Annotated in this window: 16 protein-coding genes; 12 read left to right on the forward strand and 4 right to left on the reverse strand. The window is 50.7% G+C overall.

Annotated elements, in window-relative coordinates:
• The first annotated feature begins 96 nt into the window (after positions 1–96).
• The 4 genes from gudP (at position 97) to OGX95_RS12480 (ending at position 5,374) form a co-directional block, all read left to right on the forward strand.
• Positions 97–1,449 (forward strand): galactarate/glucarate/glycerate transporter GudP, encoded by a 1,353-nt coding sequence (gudP, locus tag OGX95_RS12465; RefSeq protein WP_286629627.1) that lies wholly within the window; start codon positions 97–99, stop codon positions 1,447–1,449.
• 2 nt (positions 1,450–1,451) lie between these two features.
• On the forward strand, positions 1,452–2,792 hold the full coding sequence (locus OGX95_RS12470; RefSeq protein ID WP_286629734.1) for an enolase C-terminal domain-like protein: 1,341 nt from the start codon (positions 1,452–1,454) through the stop codon (positions 2,790–2,792).
• Positions 2,793–2,812: 20 nt separating this feature from the next.
• Positions 2,813–4,153, forward strand: a complete 1,341-nt coding sequence (gene gudD / locus OGX95_RS12475; RefSeq protein WP_286629735.1) for a glucarate dehydratase — start codon at positions 2,813–2,815, stop codon at positions 4,151–4,153.
• A gap of 78 nt (positions 4,154–4,231) precedes the next feature.
• Positions 4,232–5,374, forward strand: a complete 1,143-nt coding sequence (locus OGX95_RS12480; protein WP_286629628.1) for a glycerate kinase — start codon at positions 4,232–4,234, stop codon at positions 5,372–5,374.
• A gap of 59 nt (positions 5,375–5,433) precedes the next feature.
• On the opposite strand, the gene barA is transcribed toward OGX95_RS12480, so the two are convergent.
• On the reverse strand, positions 5,434–8,190 hold the full coding sequence (gene barA / locus OGX95_RS12485) for a two-component sensor histidine kinase BarA (protein ID WP_286629629.1): 2,757 nt from the start codon (positions 8,188–8,190) through the stop codon (positions 5,434–5,436).
• Between the two features lie 57 nt (positions 8,191–8,247).
• Here barA and rlmD point away from each other — a divergent pair, with 57 nt between their 5' ends.
• The 5 genes from rlmD (at position 8,248) to eno (ending at position 16,050) form a co-directional block, all read left to right on the forward strand.
• Positions 8,248–9,546 carry a 23S rRNA (uracil(1939)-C(5))-methyltransferase RlmD gene (gene rlmD, locus OGX95_RS12490; RefSeq protein ID WP_286629630.1) on the forward strand — a complete coding sequence of 433 codons (1,299 nt, stop codon included), beginning with the start codon at positions 8,248–8,250 and terminating at the stop codon, positions 9,544–9,546.
• Positions 9,547–9,646: 100 nt separating this feature from the next.
• Positions 9,647–11,881, forward strand: a complete 2,235-nt coding sequence (gene relA, locus OGX95_RS12495) for a GTP diphosphokinase (RefSeq protein WP_137382740.1) — start codon at positions 9,647–9,649, stop codon at positions 11,879–11,881.
• 130 nt (positions 11,882–12,011) lie between these two features.
• Complete coding sequence (gene mazG, locus OGX95_RS12500) at positions 12,012–12,803, forward strand: nucleoside triphosphate pyrophosphohydrolase (protein ID WP_286629631.1); 792 nt, start codon at positions 12,012–12,014, stop codon at positions 12,801–12,803.
• A gap of 224 nt (positions 12,804–13,027) precedes the next feature.
• Positions 13,028–14,665, forward strand: coding sequence for a glutamine hydrolyzing CTP synthase (gene pyrG, locus OGX95_RS12505; protein ID WP_005130912.1), 1,638 nt, complete (start codon positions 13,028–13,030; stop codon positions 14,663–14,665).
• Positions 14,666–14,751: 86 nt separating this feature from the next.
• Positions 14,752–16,050: a phosphopyruvate hydratase gene (eno, locus tag OGX95_RS12510; RefSeq protein ID WP_286629632.1), complete on the forward strand. Its 1,299-nt coding sequence runs from the start codon at positions 14,752–14,754 to the stop codon at positions 16,048–16,050.
• 54 nt (positions 16,051–16,104) lie between these two features.
• Here the strand turns inward: eno and OGX95_RS12515 are convergent, their stop codons facing one another.
• Positions 16,105–17,214 (reverse strand): SDR family oxidoreductase, encoded by a 1,110-nt coding sequence (locus OGX95_RS12515; protein WP_286629634.1) that lies wholly within the window; start codon positions 17,212–17,214, stop codon positions 16,105–16,107.
• 427 nt (positions 17,215–17,641) lie between these two features.
• Between OGX95_RS12515 and queE the strand changes: the two genes are divergently transcribed.
• Positions 17,642–18,313: a 7-carboxy-7-deazaguanine synthase QueE gene (gene queE / locus OGX95_RS12520; RefSeq protein ID WP_040232204.1), complete on the forward strand. Its 672-nt coding sequence runs from the start codon at positions 17,642–17,644 to the stop codon at positions 18,311–18,313.
• A 38-nt stretch (positions 18,314–18,351) separates the two neighbouring features.
• On the opposite strand, the gene OGX95_RS12525 is transcribed toward queE, so the two are convergent.
• Together OGX95_RS12525 and OGX95_RS12530 are read right to left on the reverse strand one after the other, a co-directional pair.
• On the reverse strand, positions 18,352–19,830 hold the full coding sequence (locus OGX95_RS12525; protein ID WP_286629635.1) for an FGGY-family carbohydrate kinase: 1,479 nt from the start codon (positions 19,828–19,830) through the stop codon (positions 18,352–18,354).
• A gap of 26 nt (positions 19,831–19,856) precedes the next feature.
• A complete protein-coding gene (locus OGX95_RS12530; protein ID WP_286629636.1) occupies positions 19,857–21,155 on the reverse strand; it encodes an MFS transporter in 1,299 nt (432 codons plus the stop codon).
• Positions 21,156–21,472: 317 nt separating this feature from the next.
• On the opposite strand from OGX95_RS12530, the gene OGX95_RS12535 reads away from it, so the two are divergent.
• Positions 21,473–22,258, forward strand: coding sequence for an SDR family oxidoreductase (locus tag OGX95_RS12535; RefSeq protein WP_016154226.1), 786 nt, complete (start codon positions 21,473–21,475; stop codon positions 22,256–22,258).
• Positions 22,259–22,315: 57 nt separating this feature from the next.
• On the forward strand, positions 22,316–23,770 hold the full coding sequence (locus OGX95_RS12540) for an FAD-binding oxidoreductase (RefSeq protein ID WP_286629637.1): 1,455 nt from the start codon (positions 22,316–22,318) through the stop codon (positions 23,768–23,770).
• Positions 23,771–23,773: the final 3 nt, after the last annotated feature.

A 23,773-nucleotide genomic window follows, 5' to 3' on the forward strand; every position in this document is an offset into this window, starting at 1 on the left:
TGTACCAAAACTGCCACACACTAACCTCTCATTCTGATCACCCTACAGGTGCTGTACAGAATGAACTGGCGAAAGCCAAGATTCAGGAGTGCAACAATGAGTTCATTAAGTCAGGCGGCGAGCAGCGCGGAAAAACGCACTAACGCTCGCTACTGGATAGTGGTGATGTTGTTTATCGTCACATCCTTCAACTACGGCGACCGCGCCACTTTATCCATTGCCGGTTCAGAAATGGCCAAAGACATTGGTCTGGATGCGGTCGGGATGGGATATGTATTTTCCGCTTTTTCATGGGCCTATGTTATCGGCCAGATCCCCGGCGGCTGGCTGCTTGACCGCTTTGGTTCAAAGCGCGTTTATTTCTGGTCCATCTTTATCTGGTCCATGTTTACCTTGCTGCAAGGTTTCGTCGATATCTTTAGCGGCTTCGGCATTATCGTTGCGCTGTTTACCCTGCGCTTCCTCGTGGGGCTAGCTGAAGCACCCTCGTTCCCTGGCAACAGTCGCATTGTGGCGGCGTGGTTTCCGGCGCAGGAAAGGGGCACGGCGGTCGCTATCTTTAACTCTGCGCAATACTTTGCCACCGTTATCTTCGCGCCAATTATGGGCTGGCTGACCCACGAAGTGGGCTGGTCGCACGTGTTCTTCTTTATGGGTGGACTCGGGATCATCATCAGCTTTATCTGGCTGAAAGTGATTCACGAACCGAACCAGCATCCGGGTGTAAACCAAAAAGAGCTGGAGTACATTGCCGAAGGTGGGGCGCTGATCAACATGGATCAGGCGGCTGCTAAAGCTAAAGTTCCGTTCAGCGTGAAATGGGGGCAAATCAAACAGTTGTTGGGTTCCCGCATGATGATCGGTATCTACATCGGCCAGTACTGTATTAACGCGCTGACCTACTTCTTTATCACCTGGTTCCCGGTCTATCTGGTACAGGCGCGCGGTATGTCGATTCTGAAAGCGGGATTTGTCGCGTCGGTCCCGGCTATTTGCGGATTCGCAGGCGGTGTGCTCGGCGGCATTATTTCCGACTGGCTGATGCGTCGCACTGGTTCGCTGAATATCGCCCGTAAAACGCCAATCGTGTTGGGTATGTTGCTGTCAATGGTGATGGTGTTCTGTAACTACGTCAACGTTGAATGGATGATTATCGGCTTTATGGCGCTGGCCTTCTTCGGTAAAGGTATCGGTGCACTGGGCTGGGCGGTAATGGCAGACACGGCCCCCAAAGAGATTAGCGGCCTGAGCGGCGGTCTGTTCAACATGTTCGGTAATATCTCCGGCATCGTGACACCGATTGCTATCGGCTACATTGTGGGCACGACGGGGTCGTTTAATGGTGCCTTGATTTACGTTGGAGTGCATGCGCTGATTGCCGTAGTGAGCTATCTGGTGCTGGTTGGCGATATTAAACGTATCGAACTGAAACCTGTCGCAGGACAATAATGATGACAACACAATCGAGTCCCGTTATTACCGACATGAAGGTCATCCCGGTGGCTGGTCATGACAGCATGCTGCTCAATATTGGTGGCGCGCATAACGCCTGGTTTACCCGCAATATCGTGGTCCTTACTGATAACGCCGGGCACACCGGTGTGGGGGAAGCGCCAGGCGGTGAAGTGATCTATCAAACGCTGGTGGACGCTATTCCGCAGGTGTTAGGCCAGGAAGTGGCGCGCCTGAATAAGGTGGTCCAGCAGGTGCATAAAGGCAATCAGGCTGCTGACTTTGATACCTTCGGCAATGGAGCCTGGACATTTGAGCTGCGCGTCAATGCTGTGGCGGCGCTGGAAGCCGCGCTGCTGGATCTGCTGGGCAAAACGCTGAATGTACCGGTCTGCGAGCTGTTAGGTCCGGGTAAGCAGCGTGATGCAGTGACCGTGCTCGGTTATCTGTTCTATGTAGGCGATCGCACCAAAACCGATCTGCCGTATCTGGAAAGTACGCCGGGTAAACATGAGTGGTATCACTTACGTCACCAGCAAGCGATGACCAGCGACGCGGTGGTGCGTCTGGCGCAGGCGTCACAGGATCGTTATGGCTTTAAAGATTTCAAACTGAAGGGCGGTGTGCTGCCTGGTGAGCAAGAAATTGAAACCGCCCGTGCGCTGAAATCTTGCTTCCCGGATGCGCGTATTACGGTGGACCCTAACGGTGCCTGGTTGCTGGATGAAGCGATCTCCTTGTGCAAAGGGCTAAATGATGTACTGACTTACGCAGAAGATCCGTGTGGTGCTGAACAGGGATTTTCCGGGCGTGAAGTGATGGCCGAGTTCCGCCGCGCAACGGGATTACCGGTGGCGACCAACATGATTGCTACCAACTGGCGCGAAATGGGCCACGCGGTAATGCTGAATGCAGTCGATATTCCGCTGGCCGATCCGCACTTCTGGACGCTTTCTGGTGCAGTGCGCGTGGCACAGTTGTGCGATGACTGGGGCCTGACCTGGGGATGCCATTCCAATAACCACTTTGATATTTCGCTGGCAATGTTTACTCACGTCGGTGCGGCAGCGCCGGGTAATCCGACAGCCATCGACACGCACTGGATTTGGCAGGAGGGCGATTGCCGTCTGACGAAGAATCCGCTGGAAATAAAGAACGGAAAAATTGCGGTTCCAGATGCACCTGGTCTGGGTGTGGAACTGGACTGGGATCAGGTGCAGAAAGCGCATGAAGCTTATAAGGCATTGCCCGGCGGTGCGCGTAATGACGCAGGACCGATGCAGTATCTGATCCCCGGATGGACTTTTGACCGTAAACGTCCTGTTTTCGGCCGTCACTGATTTTGAATAAGGACACGATGATGAGCGTACAATTTTCTACCCCAGTAGTGACCTCTATGCAGGTGATCCCAGTTGCGGGCCACGACAGCATGCTGATGAACCTGAGCGGTGCACATGCCCCGTTCTTTACGCGTAATATTGTGATTATCAAAGATAATTCTGGTAATGCCGGGGTGGGCGAAATTCCCGGCGGCGAGAAAATTCGTAAAACTCTGGAAGATGCGATTCCGCTGGTGGTGGGCAAAACGTTAGGTGAATACAAAAACGTACTGAATACGGTACGCAATACCTTTGCCGATCGGGATGCCGGTGGGCGTGGTTTACAGACTTTCGATTTACGTACCACTATTCATGTGGTTACCGGGATCGAAGCGGCAATGTTGGATCTGTTAGGCCAGCACCTGGGGGTGAATGTCGCGTCTCTGCTGGGTGATGGTCAGCAGCGTAGTGAAGTGGAGATGTTGGGGTATCTGTTCTTCGTCGGCAACCGTAAAGCGACGCCGCTGCCGTATCAGAGTCAGCCGGATGAGAAGTGCGATTGGTATCGTCTGCGCCATGAAGAGGCCATGACCCCGGATGCGGTAGTGCGTCTGGCTGAAGCAGCGTATGAGAAATATGGTTTTAACGACTTTAAACTCAAAGGCGGCGTGCTGGCAGGGGAAGAGGAAGCGGAATCTATCGTCGCGTTGGCGAAGCGTTTCCCGCAGGCTCGCGTAACGCTCGATCCTAACGGCGCCTGGTCGTTGAATGAAGCGATCAAGATCGGTAAGTATCTGAAAGGATCGCTGGCTTATGCTGAAGATCCATGTGGCGCGGAGCAGGGTTTCTCTGGGCGTGAAGTGATGGCGGAATTCCGCCGCGCGACTGGCCTGCCGACGGCGACCAATATGATCGCTACCGACTGGCGTCAGATGGGGCACACGCTGTCGTTGCAGTCTGTGGATATTCCGCTGGCTGACCCGCATTTCTGGACTATGCAGGGGTCTGTTCGCGTGGCGCAGATGTGTCATGAGTTTGGCCTCACCTGGGGTTCACACTCAAACAATCACTTTGATATTTCGCTGGCGATGTTCACTCATGTTGCGGCAGCAGCGCCGGGTAAAATTACGGCTATTGATACCCACTGGATCTGGCAGGAAGGTAACCAACGCCTGACCAAAGAACCGTTCGAAATTAGAGGCGGCATGGTACAGGTACCAGCGAAGCCGGGTCTGGGTGTAGAACTGGATATGGACCAGGTGATGAAAGCGCACGAGCTGTACCAGCAACATGGCCTGGGAGCACGTGATGACGCGATGGGAATGCAGTACCTGATCCCGAACTGGACCTTTGATAATAAACGCCCATGCATGGTGCGCTAAACGTTATGCCGGTTCTGACAGGAACCGGCACATCTCCCGGTGTATGATTAACAGAATCAACATGCGTAAGGACGGCTTATGAAAATAGTAATTGCACCGGATTCTTATAAAGAGAGTTTGAGTGCGCTTGAGGTGGCAACGGCCATTGAGCAGGGTTTTCGTGAGATCTGGCCTGATGCGGATTACGTAAAGATACCGGTCGCTGATGGTGGTGAAGGAACGGTTGAGGCGATGGTTGCTGCTACAGCGGGTCACTTTGTGCATGTTGATGTTACTGGTCCATTGGGAAGTAAGGTACGGGCATTTTATGGGGTATCGGGAGATGAGCGCTCAGCGTTTATCGAGATGGCGGCCGCCAGTGGGTTAGAGCGAGTTCCGGCAGGTTTACGCGATCCGCTGAAAACCACCTCATGGGGAACCGGAGAGTTGATTCGCCATGCGCTGGATGCGGGGGTGGAGCATATCATCATCGGGATTGGCGGTAGCGCAACTAATGATGGTGGTGCCGGTATGGTGCAGGCTCTGGGCGCCAAATTGCTGGATGCGCAGAATAACCAGATTGCGCAAGGCGGAATTGGTCTGGAAGCGCTCACCAGGATAGATATTTCAGCGTTAGATAAGCGCCTTGCTACCTGTCGTATTGAAGTGGCCTGCGATGTAACGAATCCGCTGACCGGTAAAGAGGGCGCTTCTGCAGTATTTGGTCCGCAAAAAGGGGCAACGCCAGAGATGATTACCCGTCTGGATAATGCGCTCACGCACTATGCGCTACTGATTGCCCGCGATCTGGACGTTAACGTGTTGGATCTGGTCGGTGGTGGCGCTGCCGGCGGCATGGGGGCTGCACTGTATGCGTTTTGTGGTGCGCAGCTACGCCGTGGTATCGAGATCGTGACGGATGCGTTACACCTTGATGACTGCGTTGCGGATGCAGATTTAGTGGTGACCGGGGAAGGGCGTATTGACAGTCAGACGATCCATGGCAAAGTCCCGGTTGGCGTAGCGAACGTTGCAAAGCGATATAATAAGCCCGTCATTGGTATTGCAGGCAGCCTGACGCCAGATGTTGGCGTGGTGCATGAGCATGGAATTGATGCCGTTTTTAGCGTGATTTATACCATTTGCACGCTGGATGAGGCGCTGGATAATGCGAGTGAAAATGTGCGGATGACGGCACGAAACGTGGCCGCAACGCTTAAAGCAGGGCAGCAATTACGTTAAATGAGAGTGGCTATAGGCCGGATAAGAGGCGTGAGCGTCGTTATCCGGCAATCAGACCTTTACCCCAACAGCTTCTTCGCTTCACGTGCCACGTTGTCCATCTCATCAAGAAGCTCTAAAAACTCTGGTTCCAGCTCTTCCTCTTTAGTCCCGCTACGTAACTGCTGCTCAATAAGCTGACACAGGTTTTTCATGCGGGGAACCCCGCTGTAACCGCAGCTGCCGTGCAGTTTATGAATCAAGTCCACCAACCCTTCAGGGTTTTCACCCACCAGTTGCTCTTCAATTCTGTTACGGACTTCAGGCAAGAAATCGATCAGCATTTGCAGCATATCCCGCGCCAGATCGTTTTTACCGGCAGCCTGTCTTAACGCCAGTTGCCAGTCGAGGGTCGTATTCGGGTTGACCACGGGTTCAGGGGGTTCCGCCACGATAGTCCGGGCTGATGTGCCGGCACCGGGCTTATAGCGCAACAGCAAACTGTGCAATTTATCTTCTTCAATCGGCTTAGCCAGGTAGTCATTCATTCCGGCGCTGAGTAACTTCTCTTTTTGTCCCGCCATGGCATGTGCCGTTACCGCAATAACCGGTGTCTGCTGCTGGTGTGGAAGCTGATGGATCAGTTCGCAGGCACGAATACCGTCCATGTCCGGCATCTGAATATCCATCAGGATCAGGTCAAATTGCATTTGTTTGGCTCTGTCCACCGCCTGATGCCCGCTGTCGCACAGCTCGACGTGCTGCACCTTATCTTCAAGTAATGCGCCGATAAGCTTCAGGTTCGCCGGGTTGTCGTCCACCGCCATCACGGTCATCGCAATCTTGCTTTCATCTAACAACGGGAGTTCTGACCCTTGGTTCAGATGGCAATACTCGGTTAACACAGGCAGCAATCGGGTTGAGGTGAGCGGTTTTAACAGACATGCCGCCGCGCCGCCTTGCTTTAATTTTTCAGCGTTAATCTGCGCATGGCAAGGCAACGCCAGCAACAGGAAATCGGTCATCGCGGCTGCGCTTGCCAGCCGTTCATGCTGCATGGTGAGCGGCTCGCGGAAAGTGACGGGTACACCGAGTAGCAGGATATCGTAGTGTTCTGCCGGTAATGCAGAGAATGAAGGGCTGTAAATCACCTCCAGTGGCGTTTCACTCAAGATATCCAACGTGCATTGCGCGGCGGTAGCATTTGGTTCAACGTAAGCCAGTCGTTTACCTGCCAGACAGCGGGTGGTTGAACGTTCGCTGAGAACATTAGGATTGAGATCAAGACTGATATGGAACCAGAAGGTAGAACCGCGATTTGGTTGGCTATGAAATGAGATATCCCCCCCCATTTCATTGACCAGTTTTTGCGTGATCACAAGGCCAAGTCCGGTACCACCGTGACGGCGCGAAATGCTGGCATCAGCCTGACGGAAAGCCTGGAACAGACGTGACTGATCGCGCTCTGGAATACCAATACCGGTATCGCGGATTTGAACTTCTATCTGGACTTTGGTGTTACTGAGCGCGCGTTTTTCAACCAGAATGTCGATATTGCCGCTCTCAGTAAATTTGATGGCATTGCCGACCAGGTTGGTGATGACCTGTTGCAAACGCAGCGGGTCGCCAATCACATTGTCCGGAACGTCATTTTTAATATTCAGTGTTAGCTCCAGCCCTTTGTCATGGGAGGAGTGCGCTAACAGCGTTACGACGTCATCCAGTGTGCTGCGCAGCGGGAACGGTATGCTTTCCAGAATCAGTTTACCCGCTTCCAGTTTAGAGAAGTCGAGCACATCATTGATGATAGCGAGCAGGTTGTTGGCAGAGCGTTCAATCGTATTCAGGTGATCACGCTGGGTGGTATTTAACTCGGTTTTTAGTGTCAGGCGTGTAAAGCCAATGACACCGTTTAGCGGTGTACGTAGCTCGTGAGACATGTTCGCCAGGAACTCTGATTTAATACGCGCAGCTTCCTGAGCGCGTTTCTTTGCCAGGTCCAGCTCAATGTTTTGGATCTCCATCTGCTCCAGCGTTTCGCGCAGATCTGAAGTCGCCTGATCGATATTGTGCTGCATCTCTTCATGGTAGGCGGCGAGAGACATCGCCATCGAGTTGATGCCATTCTTCAGCATATCCAGTTCGCCCAACATGAAACCTTCCACGCGGCTATCGAGCTGACCTCTACGTATCCGGTCTACGGTATTCACCATGTTGCGAATTGGGCCGGTCACGTCACGCATCAGACGCCAGCCGAAAATTAACGCAATACCAATACAAAACAGCATCATGACGCTGGAGATAAAGATCTCTTTGTACTGCTGTAATCGCACGGACTTGAGGTCCAGCTCAAGCGCCACATATCCCAGCATATTTTTGGTGTTTTTCGCATCGCTAACGGCAGATTCATCCGGTGAATAGCTTTCCGATATAATAGGGGTACGCAGGATCATGATATCCCCGAGCCGGGTTACGCTCAGCTTTCGCGGAAACGGCGATCCGGTAGCCAATTGCATCTCTGACGGATCAAGATGAAAGTTGGAGGTGACGAACAGTCGGTTATTTTCGTCATAGACGGAAATTGCCCGCACAATATCGGAATGGCGACGATGCAACACGCTGATAAGCTGGCCGATGGATTCCCGGTTTTGCAAGTTCATGCCGTATTCGCTGGATACCGCGAGTGGTTCAATGATGCTGGCACCAGCATCTTCCAGTTGACGCTGCAAGTCGTTATAGCGATGCACAACAAAAAAGATACTGAGCAGCAAACCTATCAGGACGGTCGGGGCCAGGATCAGAATCATCATGCGTGCGCGCAGGCTGTAGTTGGTCATGGAGTTCCGTTATGGGACAATTAGGGTCACACTGTTAAATAGAGAAATATCTCGTCGATGGCGCAATTCTACTCTGCAAAACGACGCGTGACGACGCGTCAGATCATAACCGTTACCGTCAATGACCTTGATTCTTTTGGTCAGGGTGTTGCTCGTCATAACGGGAAAGCCCTGTTTATACCGGAATTGCTGCCCCAGGAAAGCGCAGAAGTGGTGATTACTGAAGATAAAAAACAGTTTGCCCGTGCGCAAGTCAAACGTCGTTTAAACGACAGTTCGGAACGTGAAGTGCCACGTTGCCCACATTTTGGGGTCTGTGGTGGCTGTCAACAGCAGCATGCCAGCATCCCTTTGCAGCAGCGTAGCAAAAGTGCAGCGTTGTCGCGTTTAATGAAATGTGAGGTGACGGAAGTTATCGCCGATACCCCGTGGGGTTATCGGCGCCGCGCGCGTTTAAGTCTGAACTATCGCTTGAAAGAGCAGCAATTGCAGATGGGATTTCGCAAGTCCGGCTCCAGCGACATTATCGATGTGAAGCAATGCCCTATTTTGGTGCCCCAACTTGAGGCGCTGTTGCCTGAAATTCGGGCATGCCTGCAGAGTCTGCAGGGGCTGCGTCACTTGGGACATGTCGAATTGGTGCAGGCTGGAAGTGGAACCCTGATGATTTTGCGCCACACTGCGCCACTGAATACCGCGGATAAAGAAAAACTGGAATGTTTTTCGCATTCTCAGGGACTGTCTTTGTTTCTGGCTCCGCAAAGCGAGATACTGGAATCAAATTCAGAAGAATCGCCCTGGTATGATTCAAATGGACTACGTTTAACCTTTAGCCCGCGTGATTTTATCCAGGTCAATGAAGGGGTAAACCAAAAAATGGTTTCCTGTGCGCTGGAATGGCTGGATGTGCAGCCAGAGGATCGCGTGCTTGATTTGTTCTGTGGTATGGGGAATTTTACGTTGCCGTTGGCCGTCCGGGCTGCGAGCGTTGTGGGGGTTGAAGGTGTCCCTGCGCTGGTGGAAAAAGGCCGGGAGAATGCGCGGAATAACGGACTACACAATGTGACATTCTTTCATGAAAACCTTGAAGAAGATGTCACCAAACAACCATGGGCAAAAAACGGATTTGACAAAGTCTTGCTCGATCCTGCGCGTGCGGGGGCTGCCGGCGTGATGCAACATATTATAAAATTAAACCCTGTCCGCGTTGTTTATGTATCCTGTAATCCTGCTACGCTGGCTCGTGACAGCGAAGCGTTACTCAATGCAGGATATACCGTTCGGCGACTGGCGATGCTCGATATGTTCCCGCACACTGGACATCTGGAATCGATGGTCCTGTTTGAGCGTTTGTAATGAATTTTATACCCATTGGATTTCGGGTTGTAATGCAGCGTGAAAGAAAATGGGTACGGCTTGTCGACTTCGACAGGCCAAGCCCCTTAAGGAGAGGACGATGGTTGCGGTAAGAAGTGCACATATAAATAAAGCTGGTGAGTTTGATCCTAAGAAATGGATCGCGAGTCTGGGGATCTCCAGCCAGCAGTCGTGTGAACGCTTAGCCGAAACCTGGGCGTATTGCCTGCAGCAGACACAGGGGCATCCGGATGCGGATCTGCTGCTGTGGCGTGGCGTCGAAATGGTGGAAATACTCTCCATGTTGAGTATGGATATCGACACGCTGCGAGCGGCGATGCTGTTCCCTCTGGCGGATGCCAATGTGGTGAGTGAAGACATCCTGCGCGAGAGCGTAGGCACGTCAATCGTTAATCTTATCCATGGTGTGCGTGATATGGCGGCAATACGCCAGCTAAAAGCCACGCATACCGACTCCGTCTCTTCCGAGCAGGTTGATAACGTTCGTCGCATGCTGCTGGCAATGGTCGACGACTTCCGCTGTGTGGTCATCAAGCTGGCGGAACGGATTGCCCATCTGCGAGAAGTGAAAGACGCGCCGGAAGATGAACGCGTGCTGGCGGCAAAAGAGTGCACCAATATTTATGCTCCGCTGGCTAACCGATTAGGTATCGGGCAATTAAAATGGGAGCTGGAAGATTACTGCTTCCGCTACCTGCACCCAGCCGAATACAAACGCATTGCTAAACTACTGCATGAACGCCGTATCGACAGAGAACACTATATCGACGAGTTTGTTGGGCATCTGCGTTCAGAGATGAAAACCGAAGGTGTAAAAGCCGAGGTGTACGGGCGTCCGAAGCATATTTACAGTATCTGGCGCAAAATGCAGAAAAAGCAGTTGGCTTTTGACGAACTGTTCGATGTGCGCGCGGTGCGTATCGTGGCTGAGCGTTTACAGGATTGCTATGCCGCGCTGGGGATCGTGCACACTCACTATCGCCATCTGCCTGATGAGTTCGATGACTACGTCGCTAATCCAAAGCCTAACGGTTACCAGTCAATCCATACGGTTGTGCTGGGACCCGGCGGTAAAACCATTGAAATCCAGATCCGTACCAAACAGATGCACGAAGATGCCGAGCTGGGCGTTGCCGCGCACTGGAAGTACAAAGAAGGTACCGCTTCAGGCGCTGCGCGTTCTGGTCATGAAGATCGCATTGCGTGGCTGCGTAAACTGATAGCCTGGCAGGAAGAGATGGCTGATTCCGGTGAAATGCTGGATGAAGTGCGTAGCCAGGTCTTTGACGACAGAGTTTACGTCTTTACGCCAAAAGGCGATGTCGTGGACTTACCGGCGGGCTCGACGCCGCTCGATTTTGCTTATCACATCCACAGTGATGTGGGGCATCGTTGCATTGGCGCGAAAATTGGCGGTCGCATCGTACCGTTTACCTATCAGCTGCAGATGGGCGATCAAATTGAAATCATCACCCAGAAACAGCCAAACCCTAGCCGCGACTGGCTAAACCCTAACCTGGGCTACGTGACGACCAGCAGGGGGCGCTCTAAGATCCATGCCTGGTTCCGTAAACAGGACCGGGACAAAAATATCCTGGCTGGTCGTCAGATCCTCGATGATGAACTGGCGCACCTGGGTATTAGCCTGAAAGAGGCTGAAAAACACCTGCTTCCGCGTTACAGCTTTAATGAGCTGGAAGAGCTGCTGGCGGCGATCGGCGGCGGTGACATCCGCCTCAACCAGATGGTCAACTTCCTGCAAGCGCAGTTTAATAAACCAAGCGCTGCTGAACAGGATGCTGCTGCACTGAAACAGCTTCAGCAGAAAACGCAGGCCCCGCAGACTCGCCGTAAAGACGATGGCCGTGTGGTGGTCGAAGGGGTTGGAAACCTGATGCACCATATCGCGCGCTGTTGCCAGCCTATCCCTGGCGATGAGATTGTCGGGTTTATCACCCAGGGACGTGGTATTTCCGTGCACCGGGCTGATTGTGAACAACTGACAGAGCTGCGCTCACATGCCCCGGAACGTATCGTTGATGCGGTTTGGGGTGAAAGCTACTCGGCTGGGTACTCGCTGGTCGTCCGTGTGCAGGCAAACGATCGGAGCGGCTTATTACGTGATATCACGACGATTCTTGCTAACGAGAAAGTAAACGTGCTGGGGGTTGCCAGCCGTAGTGATACCAAACAACAGTTGGCCACCATTGATATGACCATCGAAATCTACAACCTGCAGGTGCTCGGACGCGTGCTCGGCAAACTGAACCAGGTGCCGGATGTGATCGACGCGCGTCGCTTGCACGGTAATTAATTATTTTGTAGGCCGGATGATCTTGCAGGCCTGATAAAACGCGTTAGCGTTGCCATCAGGCATTGCTATGTTGCCGGATGTCGGCTGTCGCCTTATTCGGCCTACTGTATTGAAATTTCAGGATTTTTACATGAATCAAATCGACCGACTGCTCGGTATTATGCAGCGCCTGCGCGACCCGGAAAACGGCTGTCCGTGGGATAAAGAGCAGACTTTCACCACTATTGCCCCTTACACCCTTGAAGAAACCTATGAAGTACTTGATGCAATTGCGCGCGAAGACTTCGACGATCTGCGTGGTGAACTGGGCGATCTGTTGTTCCAGGTGGTGTTTTACGCACAAATGGCGCAGGAAGAAGGGCGCTTCGATTTTAATGATATTTGCGCTGCAATTAGCGATAAGCTCGAACGTCGGCATCCGCATGTATTTGCCGATGCTTCCGCCAGCAACAGCACCGAGGTGTTAACCCGCTGGGAGCAAATCAAAACCGAAGAACGTGCCGAGAAAGCACAACATTCCGCGCTGGATGATATTCCCCGCAGTTTGCCGGCGCTAATGCGCGCCCAGAAAATCCAGAAACGTTGCTCCAATGTTGGTTTTGACTGGAAGACATTAGGGCCGGTTGTCGACAAAGTTTATGAAGAGATTGACGAAGTCATGTTCGAGGCGAAGCAGGCTGTCGTTGACCAGGCTAAACTGGAGGAGGAAATGGGCGACCTGCTGTTTGCCACGGTCAATATGGCCCGTCATTTAGGGACAAAAGCAGAGACCGCATTGCAGAAAGCGAATGAAAAATTCGAGCGCCGTTTTCGTGAGGTTGAGCGAATTGTAGCAGCCCGCGGTCTGGAAATGACGGGTGTTGATCTGGAAACAATGGAAGACGTCTGGCAACAGGTAAAACGGCAGGAAATTGATCTCTAAGGGATTTCGTCGGTCAAGGACGATTTGTGTGATTTTTTAAATAACAAGCGATTGATTTACGTCAAAAACATTTACCCCAAAGGGGCTATTTTCTCACTCCCGATGTTAATGTGAGCCTGGTGAAGAGGAGGAATAATGAAAGTTTGTGGCGCTCGTCATGTTCGGGTATACTACTTTCCCGTCTTGGTAATTCCATCGTTTCACCCTAACTTCTCAGGTCCAGCATGACAACGAACTATATTTTTGTGACCGGCGGGGTCGTATCCTCTCTGGGAAAAGGCATTGCCGCAGCCTCCCTCGCAGCCATTCTTGAAGCCCGTGGCCTCAATGTGACCATGATGAAACTGGATCCGTACATCAACGTCGATCCAGGTACTATGAGCCCTATCCAACACGGGGAAGTGTTCGTTACCGAAGACGGCGCTGAAACCGACCTGGACCTGGGTCACTATGAGCGTTTCATCCGCACCAAAATGAGCCGCCGTAACAACTTCACCACCGGTCGTATCTACTCCGACGTTCTGCGTAAAGAACGCCGTGGCGACTATCTGGGCGCTACTGTTCAGGTAATTCCGCACATCACGAATGCCATTAAAGAGCGCGTTCTGGAAGGCGGTGAAGGTCATGATGTTGTTCTGGTCGAAATCGGCGGAACCGTTGGGGATATCGAATCTCTGCCGTTCCTTGAAGCGATTCGCCAGATGGCTGTAGAAATTGGCCGTGAGCACACGCTGTTTATGCATCTGACGCTGGTTCCGTATATGGCGGCGGCAGGTGAAGTCAAAACCAAACCGACTCAGCATTCTGTAAAAGAGCTGCTTTCTATCGGCATTCAGCCAGATATCCTGATTTGCCGCTCCGATCGCGCAGTTCCGGCTAATGAACGTGCAAAAATTGCATTGTTCTGTAACGTTCCGGAAAAAGCGGTGATTTCTCTGAAAGATGTCGATTCCATCTATAAAATTCCGGGCCTGTTGAAATCTCAGGGCCTTGACGATTATATTTGTAAACGATTCAGCTTGAACTGTCCGGAAGCAAATCTGTCAGAATGGGAACAGGTTATCTACGAAGAAGCGAATCCGGCAGGCGAAGTGACTATTGGTATGGTCGGCAAGTACATTGAACTGCCGGATGCCTATAAGTCAGTTATCGAAGCGCTGAAGCACGGTGGCTTGAAGAATCGTGTCACCGTCAACATCAAGCTGATTGATTCGCAGGATGTTGAAACGCGTGGCGTTGAGATCCTGAAAGGTCTTGATGCCATCCTAATCCCAGGCGGCTTCGGCTACCGTGGTGTTGAAGGGAAAATCGCGACAGCGCGCTTTGCGCGTGAAAACAATATTCCTTATCTGGGCATTTGCCTGGGTATGCAGGTTGCGTTGATTGAGTTTGCTCGTAACGTCGTGGGAATGGACAACGCCAACTCCACAGAATTTGTGCCAGACTGTAAGTACCCAGTGGTGGCCCTGATTACTGAATGGCGTGATGAAGACGGCAACGTTGAAGTCCGTACCGAGAAGAGCGATCTGGGTGGCACAATGCGTCTTGGTGCGCAACAGTGTCAGCTGAGCGATGAGAGTCTGGTTCGTCAACTGTACGGTACGCCGACAATTGTTGAACGTCATCGCCACCGCTACGAAGTCAACAATATGCTGTTGAAACAGATTGAAGCTGCGGGTCTGCGTGTTGCAGGCCGTTCCGGTGATGATCAGTTGGTCGAGATCATTGAGGTACCGAATCATCCGTGGTTCGTGGCCTGTCAGTTCCACCCGGAATTTACTTCCACGCCACGTGATGGACACCCGCTGTTCGCCGGCTTTGTGAAAGCCGCCAGTGAACATCAGAAGCGTCAGGCGAAGTAAGAAGTAAAAAGTTAGAACGGCAATGCACCCATCAGGGTGCATTGTTTGTCTGGAGTTTTAGTTTAACTTGTACTGAGGAAAACCTAATGTCCAAAATCGTTAAAATCATCGGTCGTGAAATCATCGACTCCCGTGGTAACCCGACTGTTGAAGCCGAAGTACACCTGGAAGGTGGTTTCGTTGGTATGGCAGCAGCTCCATCAGGTGCTTCTACTGGTTCCCGCGAAGCACTGGAACTGCGCGATGGCGACAAATCCCGTTTCATGGGTAAAGGCGTACTGAAAGCTGTTGCAGCTGTAAACGGCCCGATTGCTCAGGCTCTGCTGGGTAAAGATGCTAAAGATCAGGCTGGCATCGACAAGATCATGATCGATCTGGACGGTACTGAAAACAAATCCAACTTCGGTGCAAACGCCATCCTGGCTGTGTCCCTGGCGAACGCCAAAGCAGCAGCTGCTGCTAAAGGCCTGCCGCTGTATGCACATATCGCTGAACTGAACGGTACTCCGGGCAAATACTCCATGCCGGTTCCGATGATGAACATCATCAACGGTGGTGAGCACGCAGACAACAACGTCGACATCCAGGAATTCATGATTCAGCCTGTTGGCGCTAAAACCCTGAAAGAAGCTGTACGTATGGGTTCTGAAGTGTTCCACAACCTGGCTAAAGTTCTGAAAGCCAAAGGTATGAACACTGCTGTTGGTGACGAAGGTGGCTATGCGCCGAACCTGGGTTCCAACGCTGAAGCTCTGGCTGTAATCGCTGAAGCGGTTAAAGCAGCAGGCTACGAGCTGGGCAAAGACATCACTCTGGCGATGGACTGTGCAGCGTCTGAATTCTACAAAGACGGTAAATACGTTTTGGCTGGCGAAGGCAACAAAGCGTTCACCTCCGAAGAATTCACTCACTTCCTGGAAGAACTGACCAAACAGTACCCGATCGTATCCATCGAAGATGGTCTGGACGAGTCTGACTGGGACGGTTTTGCATACCAGACAAAAGTACTGGGCGACAAAATCCAGCTGGTTGGTGACGATCTGTTCGTAACCAACACCAAGATCCTGAAAGAAGGCATCGAAAAAGGCATCGTTAACTCCATCCTGATCAAATTCAACCAGATCGGTTCTCTGACCGAAACTCTGGCTGCGATCAAAATGGCGAAAGATGCTGGCTACACTGCTGTCATCTCTCACCGTTCTGGCGAAACTGAAGATGCTACCATCGCTGACCTGGCTGTTGGTACCGCTGCAGGCCAGATCAAAACAGGTTCTATGAGCCGTTCTGACCGTGTTGCTAAGTACAACCAGCTGATTCGTATCGAAGAAGCTCTGGGTGAACACGCTCCGTACAACGGTCGTAAAGAGATCAAAGGTCAGGCTTAATCCTGTTCTTTCTCTGATTTAAAAATGCCAGCCTTCGGGCTGGCATTTTTTTGCCTATTTGAAATCAACGGCCATCTGTTCGGGAATAGTCAGCCCACGTGTCGTCTGCACACAGCGCTCAATGTAATCGGTAAAACGCGGCGGCTTCGGCATCCCCATGCTGAGCAGCTTATCATTGCTGAATCGCACGTTCAGCGTGGCAAACGCACCGTACAGACGCATGGCTTTAAGCATCAGTCGTTCGTTGCAGGGGCCAAAAATATCCTTCAGTTCACGGCGCATCTGGACCAGCGTTTCATAGCTGACCTGTGCATATTTATTGCCGACGGGAGCTTGTTCCAGCGCAGATGCCATTGCGCTATCAATATCTGCAAACCTCACGCTATTTTCTTCTCCTGCTGAGATGTGCACCACTTCACCGCGAGCGAGCGGACTGCTCAGCAACATCAACAATGCATCGGCGCAGTAATCAACCGGGATCACGTCAATACGGTCTTCCATCGAACACATAAATTTTTGCAGCATCAGACCCATGCTGAATACCCAGAAAATACTACTGGAGGGTTGGCAGCCATGATGAGTGTGGCCAACAACGATAGAAGGCCGCGCGATAACCAGTGGTAATGTTGGGCATTCCTGTTGCATCAGGCGCTCTATTGTGGATTTAGAGTGCGTATATTCAACCAGGTGCTCAGCACGTTCGCGAAATTCTGCACTTTCTGCCACCAGTGAATCGGGTTCTGGGGAGCATGACATCGCTGTACCAACATGAAGAAAACGCTGAAGACTGCCGACACAGGCCATTCTCCGGGCGAACTTCAGCGTTCCTTCGACATTTACTTTCCAGATAAGCGGATTGTTGCCAAATGAGGCGACGGCGGCGCAGTTGATGACATGAGTAACCTGGTCCAGACGCGGGTCGTTAAGAAACGCTTCGGGTTCTACCAAATCACCCAACAGAATATTCCGCGGGCTAAGTGCGGCCAGTTTTTTTTCTGCAATATTGAATTTTCGCAGATTTTCCTTTATCCGTTCCAGCGCAGATACATCATTATCGGCACGAACTAAAAGCAGCAGATTAAATCCATTTGTCTGATTCAGAATGTTTTCTAAAACGCCTCCGCCCAAAAAGCCGGTTGCGCCAGTAATTAATAGTGTATTCATGAATGCAGTCTCATTAGGGAGGTGACTGGATTCTAGGCGCGGATAATTAAACGGAGATTAAATGGAAAATTAGCGTAACTTTAAGTTTCTTAAGCCTATTTTAATATAAAAAGATACCGCGGATCAAATTTGACTATACGTGATGATAATAAATTCATAATTTTATGTATCCGTTTGTACATGCTTGAAATATTTACTTTTAAAATATTTATACTATTTTTATAAGATTGTTATCAAAAATATTTTGTTACATCAGAACGTTGTCTGAACAGCGATGAAATTAAATCACAGCTATTAGAACATTGCAGGCGCAAACACGAGATAATGTTTCATGAGTTTTTAACTCAGGGGACAGCGCAGCCGGGGGCAAGACCTGAGCGTGCAAATCTGCAATAATACGCGTTCATAACCCTAAACAGAGATGACTATGCAGTACCCGATTAACGAGATGTTCCAGACCCTGCAAGGTGAGGGTTACTTTACCGGCGTCCCCGCCATTTTTATTCGTTTACAGGGATGCCCGGTTGGCTGTGCCTGGTGCGATACCAAACACACATGGGATAAGCTTGAGGATCGGGAAGTCTCCTTATATAGCATCCTGGCTAAGACCAAAGAGAGTGATAAATGGGGCGCGGCGAGCAGTGAAGATCTGCTGGCTGTTATTCAGCGTCAGGGCTATACCGCCCGACACGTGGTGATCACCGGCGGTGAACCCTGCATTCACGATCTGATGCCACTCACTGACTTACTGGAAAAAAACGGCTTTAGCTGCCAGATTGAGACCAGCGGGACACACGAAGTTCGCTGTACGCCGAATACCTGGGTGACTGTATCGCCGAAGGTGAATATGCGTGGCGGCTATGACGTACTGTCACAGGCGCTGGAACGCGCCAATGAAATCAAGCATCCGGTGGGGCGCGTTCGCGATATTGAAGCGCTGGATGAACTGCTGGCCACGTTAAGCGATGATAAACCACGAATTATTGCGCTGCAGCCAATCAGTCAGAAAGAAGATGCTACACGTTTGTGTATTGATACCTGTATTGCGCGTAACTGGCGATTGTCGATGCAAACGCATAAATACCTGAATATTGCCTGATATTTTGCCGGGTGGACATTTTCCGCCCGGCATGCACGCTATGCGTTCGACCAGCTTTGAATGGATTCGACGCTATCCAGATTGCCATGCAGCACTTCATACGATTTTTTCAAAATCACATCGGTGTGTTGAGTTAAATCCCGGAAAATCCCTCTATTCAATGCTTCATAGCGTCTGGCATTACTCTCAATCGGCATAAACACATCTTTCACCCGTACCATTTTTTCAATTGCGGTCTCATAGTCCGGATACAAGCCAAGCCCGACAGCCGTGTTGATTGCCGCGCCCAGGCTTGCACAACCGTTAATGGCATTACGTTTTGCCGGAAGGTTGAATACGTCAGCGAAGATTTGCATAAACAGATCGCTGTTTGAACCACCGCCGGTGATGATCACCTGTTTAGCAAAGTGGTTCATTTCAGTGCACATATTGTCGTAGTTGTTTTTCAACGTCAGCGCAACGCTCTCCAGAATAGAACGGTAAATCCAGGCGTAGTCCATGCTGGAATCAAAGCCTATCATGATCCCTCGTTTAAACGGTTCCCATGGATTTGTCAGCCAGTCGAGAACGGTCATCAAGCCATTACATCCTGGTGGTACACAGGCCGCTTTCTTATTCAGTAAATCCTCCGGCGATAAATCCTGCGCTTTCGCATCCTGGAGCAGCGACTCCCCCAACATATCCCGCAGCCAACTGACCGTCCACATGCCTTTGCGAATGCCATAGCCTTCATAAAGCAGGGTTTCTGGAATAGAGGACATAATCGGCCAGTAAGCGAGTGGATCTTTGGGCAACGCTTTGCCGTTCATCATCAGGGCGATATAGGTTCCTAATGAGATAACTGCAGTTTCGTCATCCAGTAATCCTGCGCCCAGGGCTTCTACCGGCTTGTCGCTGGTGGTGCAAACGACCGGCAATCCCACCGGGAAGTGTGTTGCCTTTGCGGCTTCCTGGGTGAGGTGTCCGAGAACTGTTCCTGGCATCTGGATATCAAACAGCATCTTGCGCGGAATATTGAATTTCTTCATCACCTCAGCATCATCGCTCCATGCCCAGGTTTTGTAATCCACTGGCCACTGACCAAAGTAGTTAGCAATATTGTCTTTAAATTCGCCGGTTAAGCGATGTGACAGATAACCCGAAAACGAGGTGACGTAAGCTACATCAGCGTAGGTGTGTTCATAGGGGCGGGTAACGCGTGCATCCTGCCAGCTAATCAGCGGGGCGGCTGGCGTACCGTCGGCTTTGAGCAATGCGCGACAACAGCGAATTGAACCTAGCCCAATGCCGACGATGTCTTTTTTGTCTCCGCTGAACTGGCTCATTAAGTCTTTGCCTGCAAAGCATAATGAGCTCCACAAATCATCATCAGGATGCTCTGCCGTATCGGCGTCCGGGGTGAGCATCGGTTGCAGGAGTCCTTTTCCTTCACAAACGACGTTACCATCCAGATCGTACATCACGACCTTAGTGCTCTGACTTCCACCATCAATTCCAATGATGTATTTTTTCGACATTGTGATTCTCCTTTAATTATCCATCTTCACTCGCCGGAGGTTTCTGCGGCCAGTGGTGTTATCTTTTCCGGTGTGGCGTTGGTGGTACGGATTTTGCGAGACAGTAGAAAGGTAAACAGGACAACCATGCATAGTGCCGCCAGTCCCATTAGCCACATGTTGCGGTAAGCTTCCGCTGGCGGAAGCGTGTCCTGCCAGTGACCGACGATTGGGTAGACAAAAACGTCGGGCAAAAAACCAATAACCGAACAGATCCCCACGGTGGTACCCATAATGTAAGACGGCGTTCTGGCTTCGCCTGGGCATGCCCAATACAACCCGCGTGAGGCGTAGCAGGTGAAGCCTAGTAGCAGAATCAAGCCAATTCCCATAACGACAGATTGCGGATTTGTGTTGGTTATTAGCAACGCAACCAGCGTTATGACTCCAACAATTGAGAGCAACTGAACCACGCGAGTTGGCGATTTTATTTTGCTGTAGGTTGTGATGATGCCGCCCAAAGGGCCGCAGATGGCGCGGAAAATTTTGTTAATCACAATGCCCATGTAGCTCGCGGCCACCAGAGACATACCGTACATTTCGGTCAGATAGTTAGTGGAGTAACTCAGGATGGCGTAGATCGTAAAGACGCCAAAAATGACCATGCTGCAATACCAGGTGGTACTGATACGCAGTACCGCGAGAACATCGCTGAGCTGGAAGGATTGCTTTTCTTCTTTCGCACTGTTGCTATGAACGTTACCGTCGCTCACGAAGAACCAGCACAAAATTCCCAGCAGGATGTAGATCACGCTGTAAATCAGAATTACGGCTTTCAGGCTATTGCTGTCGTCCGGTGCGAAGCGAGAAAAGACCCACATGGTAAAGACCGCCAGCGACATAACGCCGACGCCGCGCAGTCCTTCCATCCAGCCCATGATTTTCCCTTGTTCACTGTGGTCACCAAGCAGCGATGCGGCTTTAATTGAAACCGACCACAGCATAAGAATCGTCGTAATAGCGAACGCGACTTGAATACAAAGCATGACCCATAATGGAGGATAGGTCATCATCAGTAGACCAAGCAGCCCGGTAATAATCATTGCTGAAGTAATCATTTTACGATGGGAAAATTTATCGGCAATAACTCCGCTGGGTGCATAAAGAACAATAGCGGCAATACCGAAAGTACTCATTATTAGTCCTATTTCGGTATTGCTAAATCCCATGAATTTTGCCATGGGGATTTGATAGATATAGCGTAAATAGGCAAGGTCAAAACTTACGCCACCGCTAAAACTAATAATGGCGAGAGTAATCCAACGGCGATATGATTGGTGTTGCATATCTAATTCCCATTTGTATAGACGAAAAAAAGAGAAAAGTAAGCCGCCTTTTCAGGAGGATTACTTTTCTCTGGTCTCTAGTAATTACAATTAGGAATATCATGGAAGCGGTATTTAGAGTGTGAGAATAATCACGCTTCTTGTTTTTCTTCATCATTAATAAATGAGTAAAGTATCTGTGATATTGATCACGTTAGATAATTTACCGCTGTGATAAAAATTTATTCCAGTTACCAGAGATAATGAGAAAGGTGACTTCCCTCTTGCCGGGGAAGTTGCCTTTCTTTTTTTTTGCCTAAAGGAATTTGGAGCTAACTATGTCGATTGAATCTCTCAACGCATTCTCAATGAATTTTTTCTCCCTGAAAGGGAAAACGGCAATTGTGACAGGGGGCAACAGTGGCCTGGGGCAGGCTTTCGCGATGGCGTTGGCAAAAGCCGGTGCTAACCTGTTTATCCCAAGCTTTGTAAAAGACAATGGTGAAACAAAGGAAATCATTGAGAAACAGGGTGTTGAAGTTGAGTTTATGCAGGTGGATATCACCGAGAAAGGTGCGCCGCAGAAGATTATCGCTGCCTGTTGTGAGCGCTTTGGCACTGTAGATATTCTGGTTAACAACGCCGGAATTTGTAAGCTGAATAAGGTTCTTGACTTCGGTCGTGCGGACTGGGATCCGATGATTGATGTCAACCTGACGGCGGCGTTCGAACTGAGTTACGAAGCGGCAAAAATTATGATTCCGCAAAATAGCGGTAAAATTATTAATATTTGTTCCCTGTTTTCTTATCTTGGTGGACAGTGGTCTCCGGCTTACTCAGCAACCAAACATGCGCTGGCTGGTTTTACTAAAGCATATTGTGATGAGCTTGGACAATATAATATTCAGGTTAACGGTATTGCGCCGGGGTATTATGCAACCGATATTACGCTGGCCACGCGCAGCAACCCAGAAACAAACCAGCGGGTACTGGACCACATTCCGGCCAATCGTTGGGGTGATACCCAGGACTTAATGGGCGCTGCAATATTCCTTGCCAGCCAGGCATCTAATTATGTCAACGGTCATTTACTGGTCGTCGATGGTGGTTATTTAGTTCGTTAGTATTTGTCTGGTGGTTTTTAACTTCATTATTCTGTTAATTATCAGGAAGGAATAGCTATGCCTTTATCTCGAGAAGCGATTATTGACCAGTTAAAAGAGATTATTGGGTCTGAGCGCGTAATTACCGATGAAACCGTATTAAAGAAAAATAGTATTGACCGTTTTCGTAAATATGCGGATATTCACGGCGTTTACACGCTGCCCATCCCGGCGGCCGTGGTTAAACTCGGTTCGACAGAACAGGTTTCCCGCGTTCTGGCATTCATGAATCAGCATAAAATCAATGGCGTACCGCGGACCGGCGCATCTGCGACGGAGGGCGGTCTGGAAACCGTTGTCAAAGACTCCGTGGTACTGGACGGTGCCGGGATGAACCAGATCCTGAGTATTGATATTGAGAATATGCAGGCGACGGCACAGTGCGGCGTTCCGCTTGAGATTCTGGAAAATGCGCTGCGTGAAAAGGGCTATACCACCGGACATTCGCCGCAGTCTAAGCCGTTGGCGCAGATGGGCGGTTTGGTTGCAACGCGTAGTATCGGACAGTTCTCCACGCTGTATGGCGCAATTGAAGATATGGTTGTTGGTCTGGAGGCTGTATTGCCAGACGGTACGGTGACTCGCATTAAGAACGTACCGCGCCGGGCTGCCGGGCCGGATATTCGCCACATCGTTATCGGCAACGAAGGCGCACTATGCTATATCACTGAAGTCACAGTGAAAATATTTAAGTTTACGCCGGAGAATAACCTTTTTTACGGCTACATTCTGGATGACATGAAAATCGGTTTCGACATCCTGCGTGAAGTGATGGTGGAAGGCTACCGTCCCTCCATTGCGCGTCTGTACGATGCGGAGGATGGCACCCAGCATTTCACCCATTTTGCCGACGGTAAATGTGTGTTGATCTTTATGGCTGAAGGCAATCCACGGCTGGCATATGCGACTGGCGAAGGTATTGCGGAGATCGTGGCGCGTTATCCACAATGTAAGCGTGTGGACAGCAAGCTTATCGAGAACTGGTTTAACCATCTGAACTGGGGCCCGGAAAAAGTGGCTGCCGAACGTGTGCAGATCCTGAAAACCGGCAACATGGGTTTTACGACGGAAGTCTCCGGTTGCTGGAGCTGCATCCATCAAATCTACGAAAACGTGATCAACCGTATCCGCACCGAGTTCCCGCATGCGAATGACATTACCATGCTGGGTGGTCACTCATCCCACAGCTATATCAACGGTACCAACATGTACTTTGTGTATGACTACAACGTTATGGACTGCAGGCCGGAAGAGGAGATTGATAAGTACCACAACCCGCTCAACAAGATCATTTGCGAAGAGACGATCCGTCTTGGAGGCTCTATGGTGCATCACCACGGTATTGGTAAGCACCGCGTTCACTGGAGCAAACTGGAACACGGTAGCGCATGGCCGCTGCTGGAAGGTCTCAAACGCCAATTTGATCCAAACGGTATCATGAACGCGGGGACGATCTACCCGATTGAGAAATAAAGA

It is taken from the genome of Citrobacter sp. Cu233 (genome assembly GCF_030332225.1).
GTDB lineage: Bacteria > Pseudomonadota > Gammaproteobacteria > Enterobacterales > Enterobacteriaceae > Citrobacter.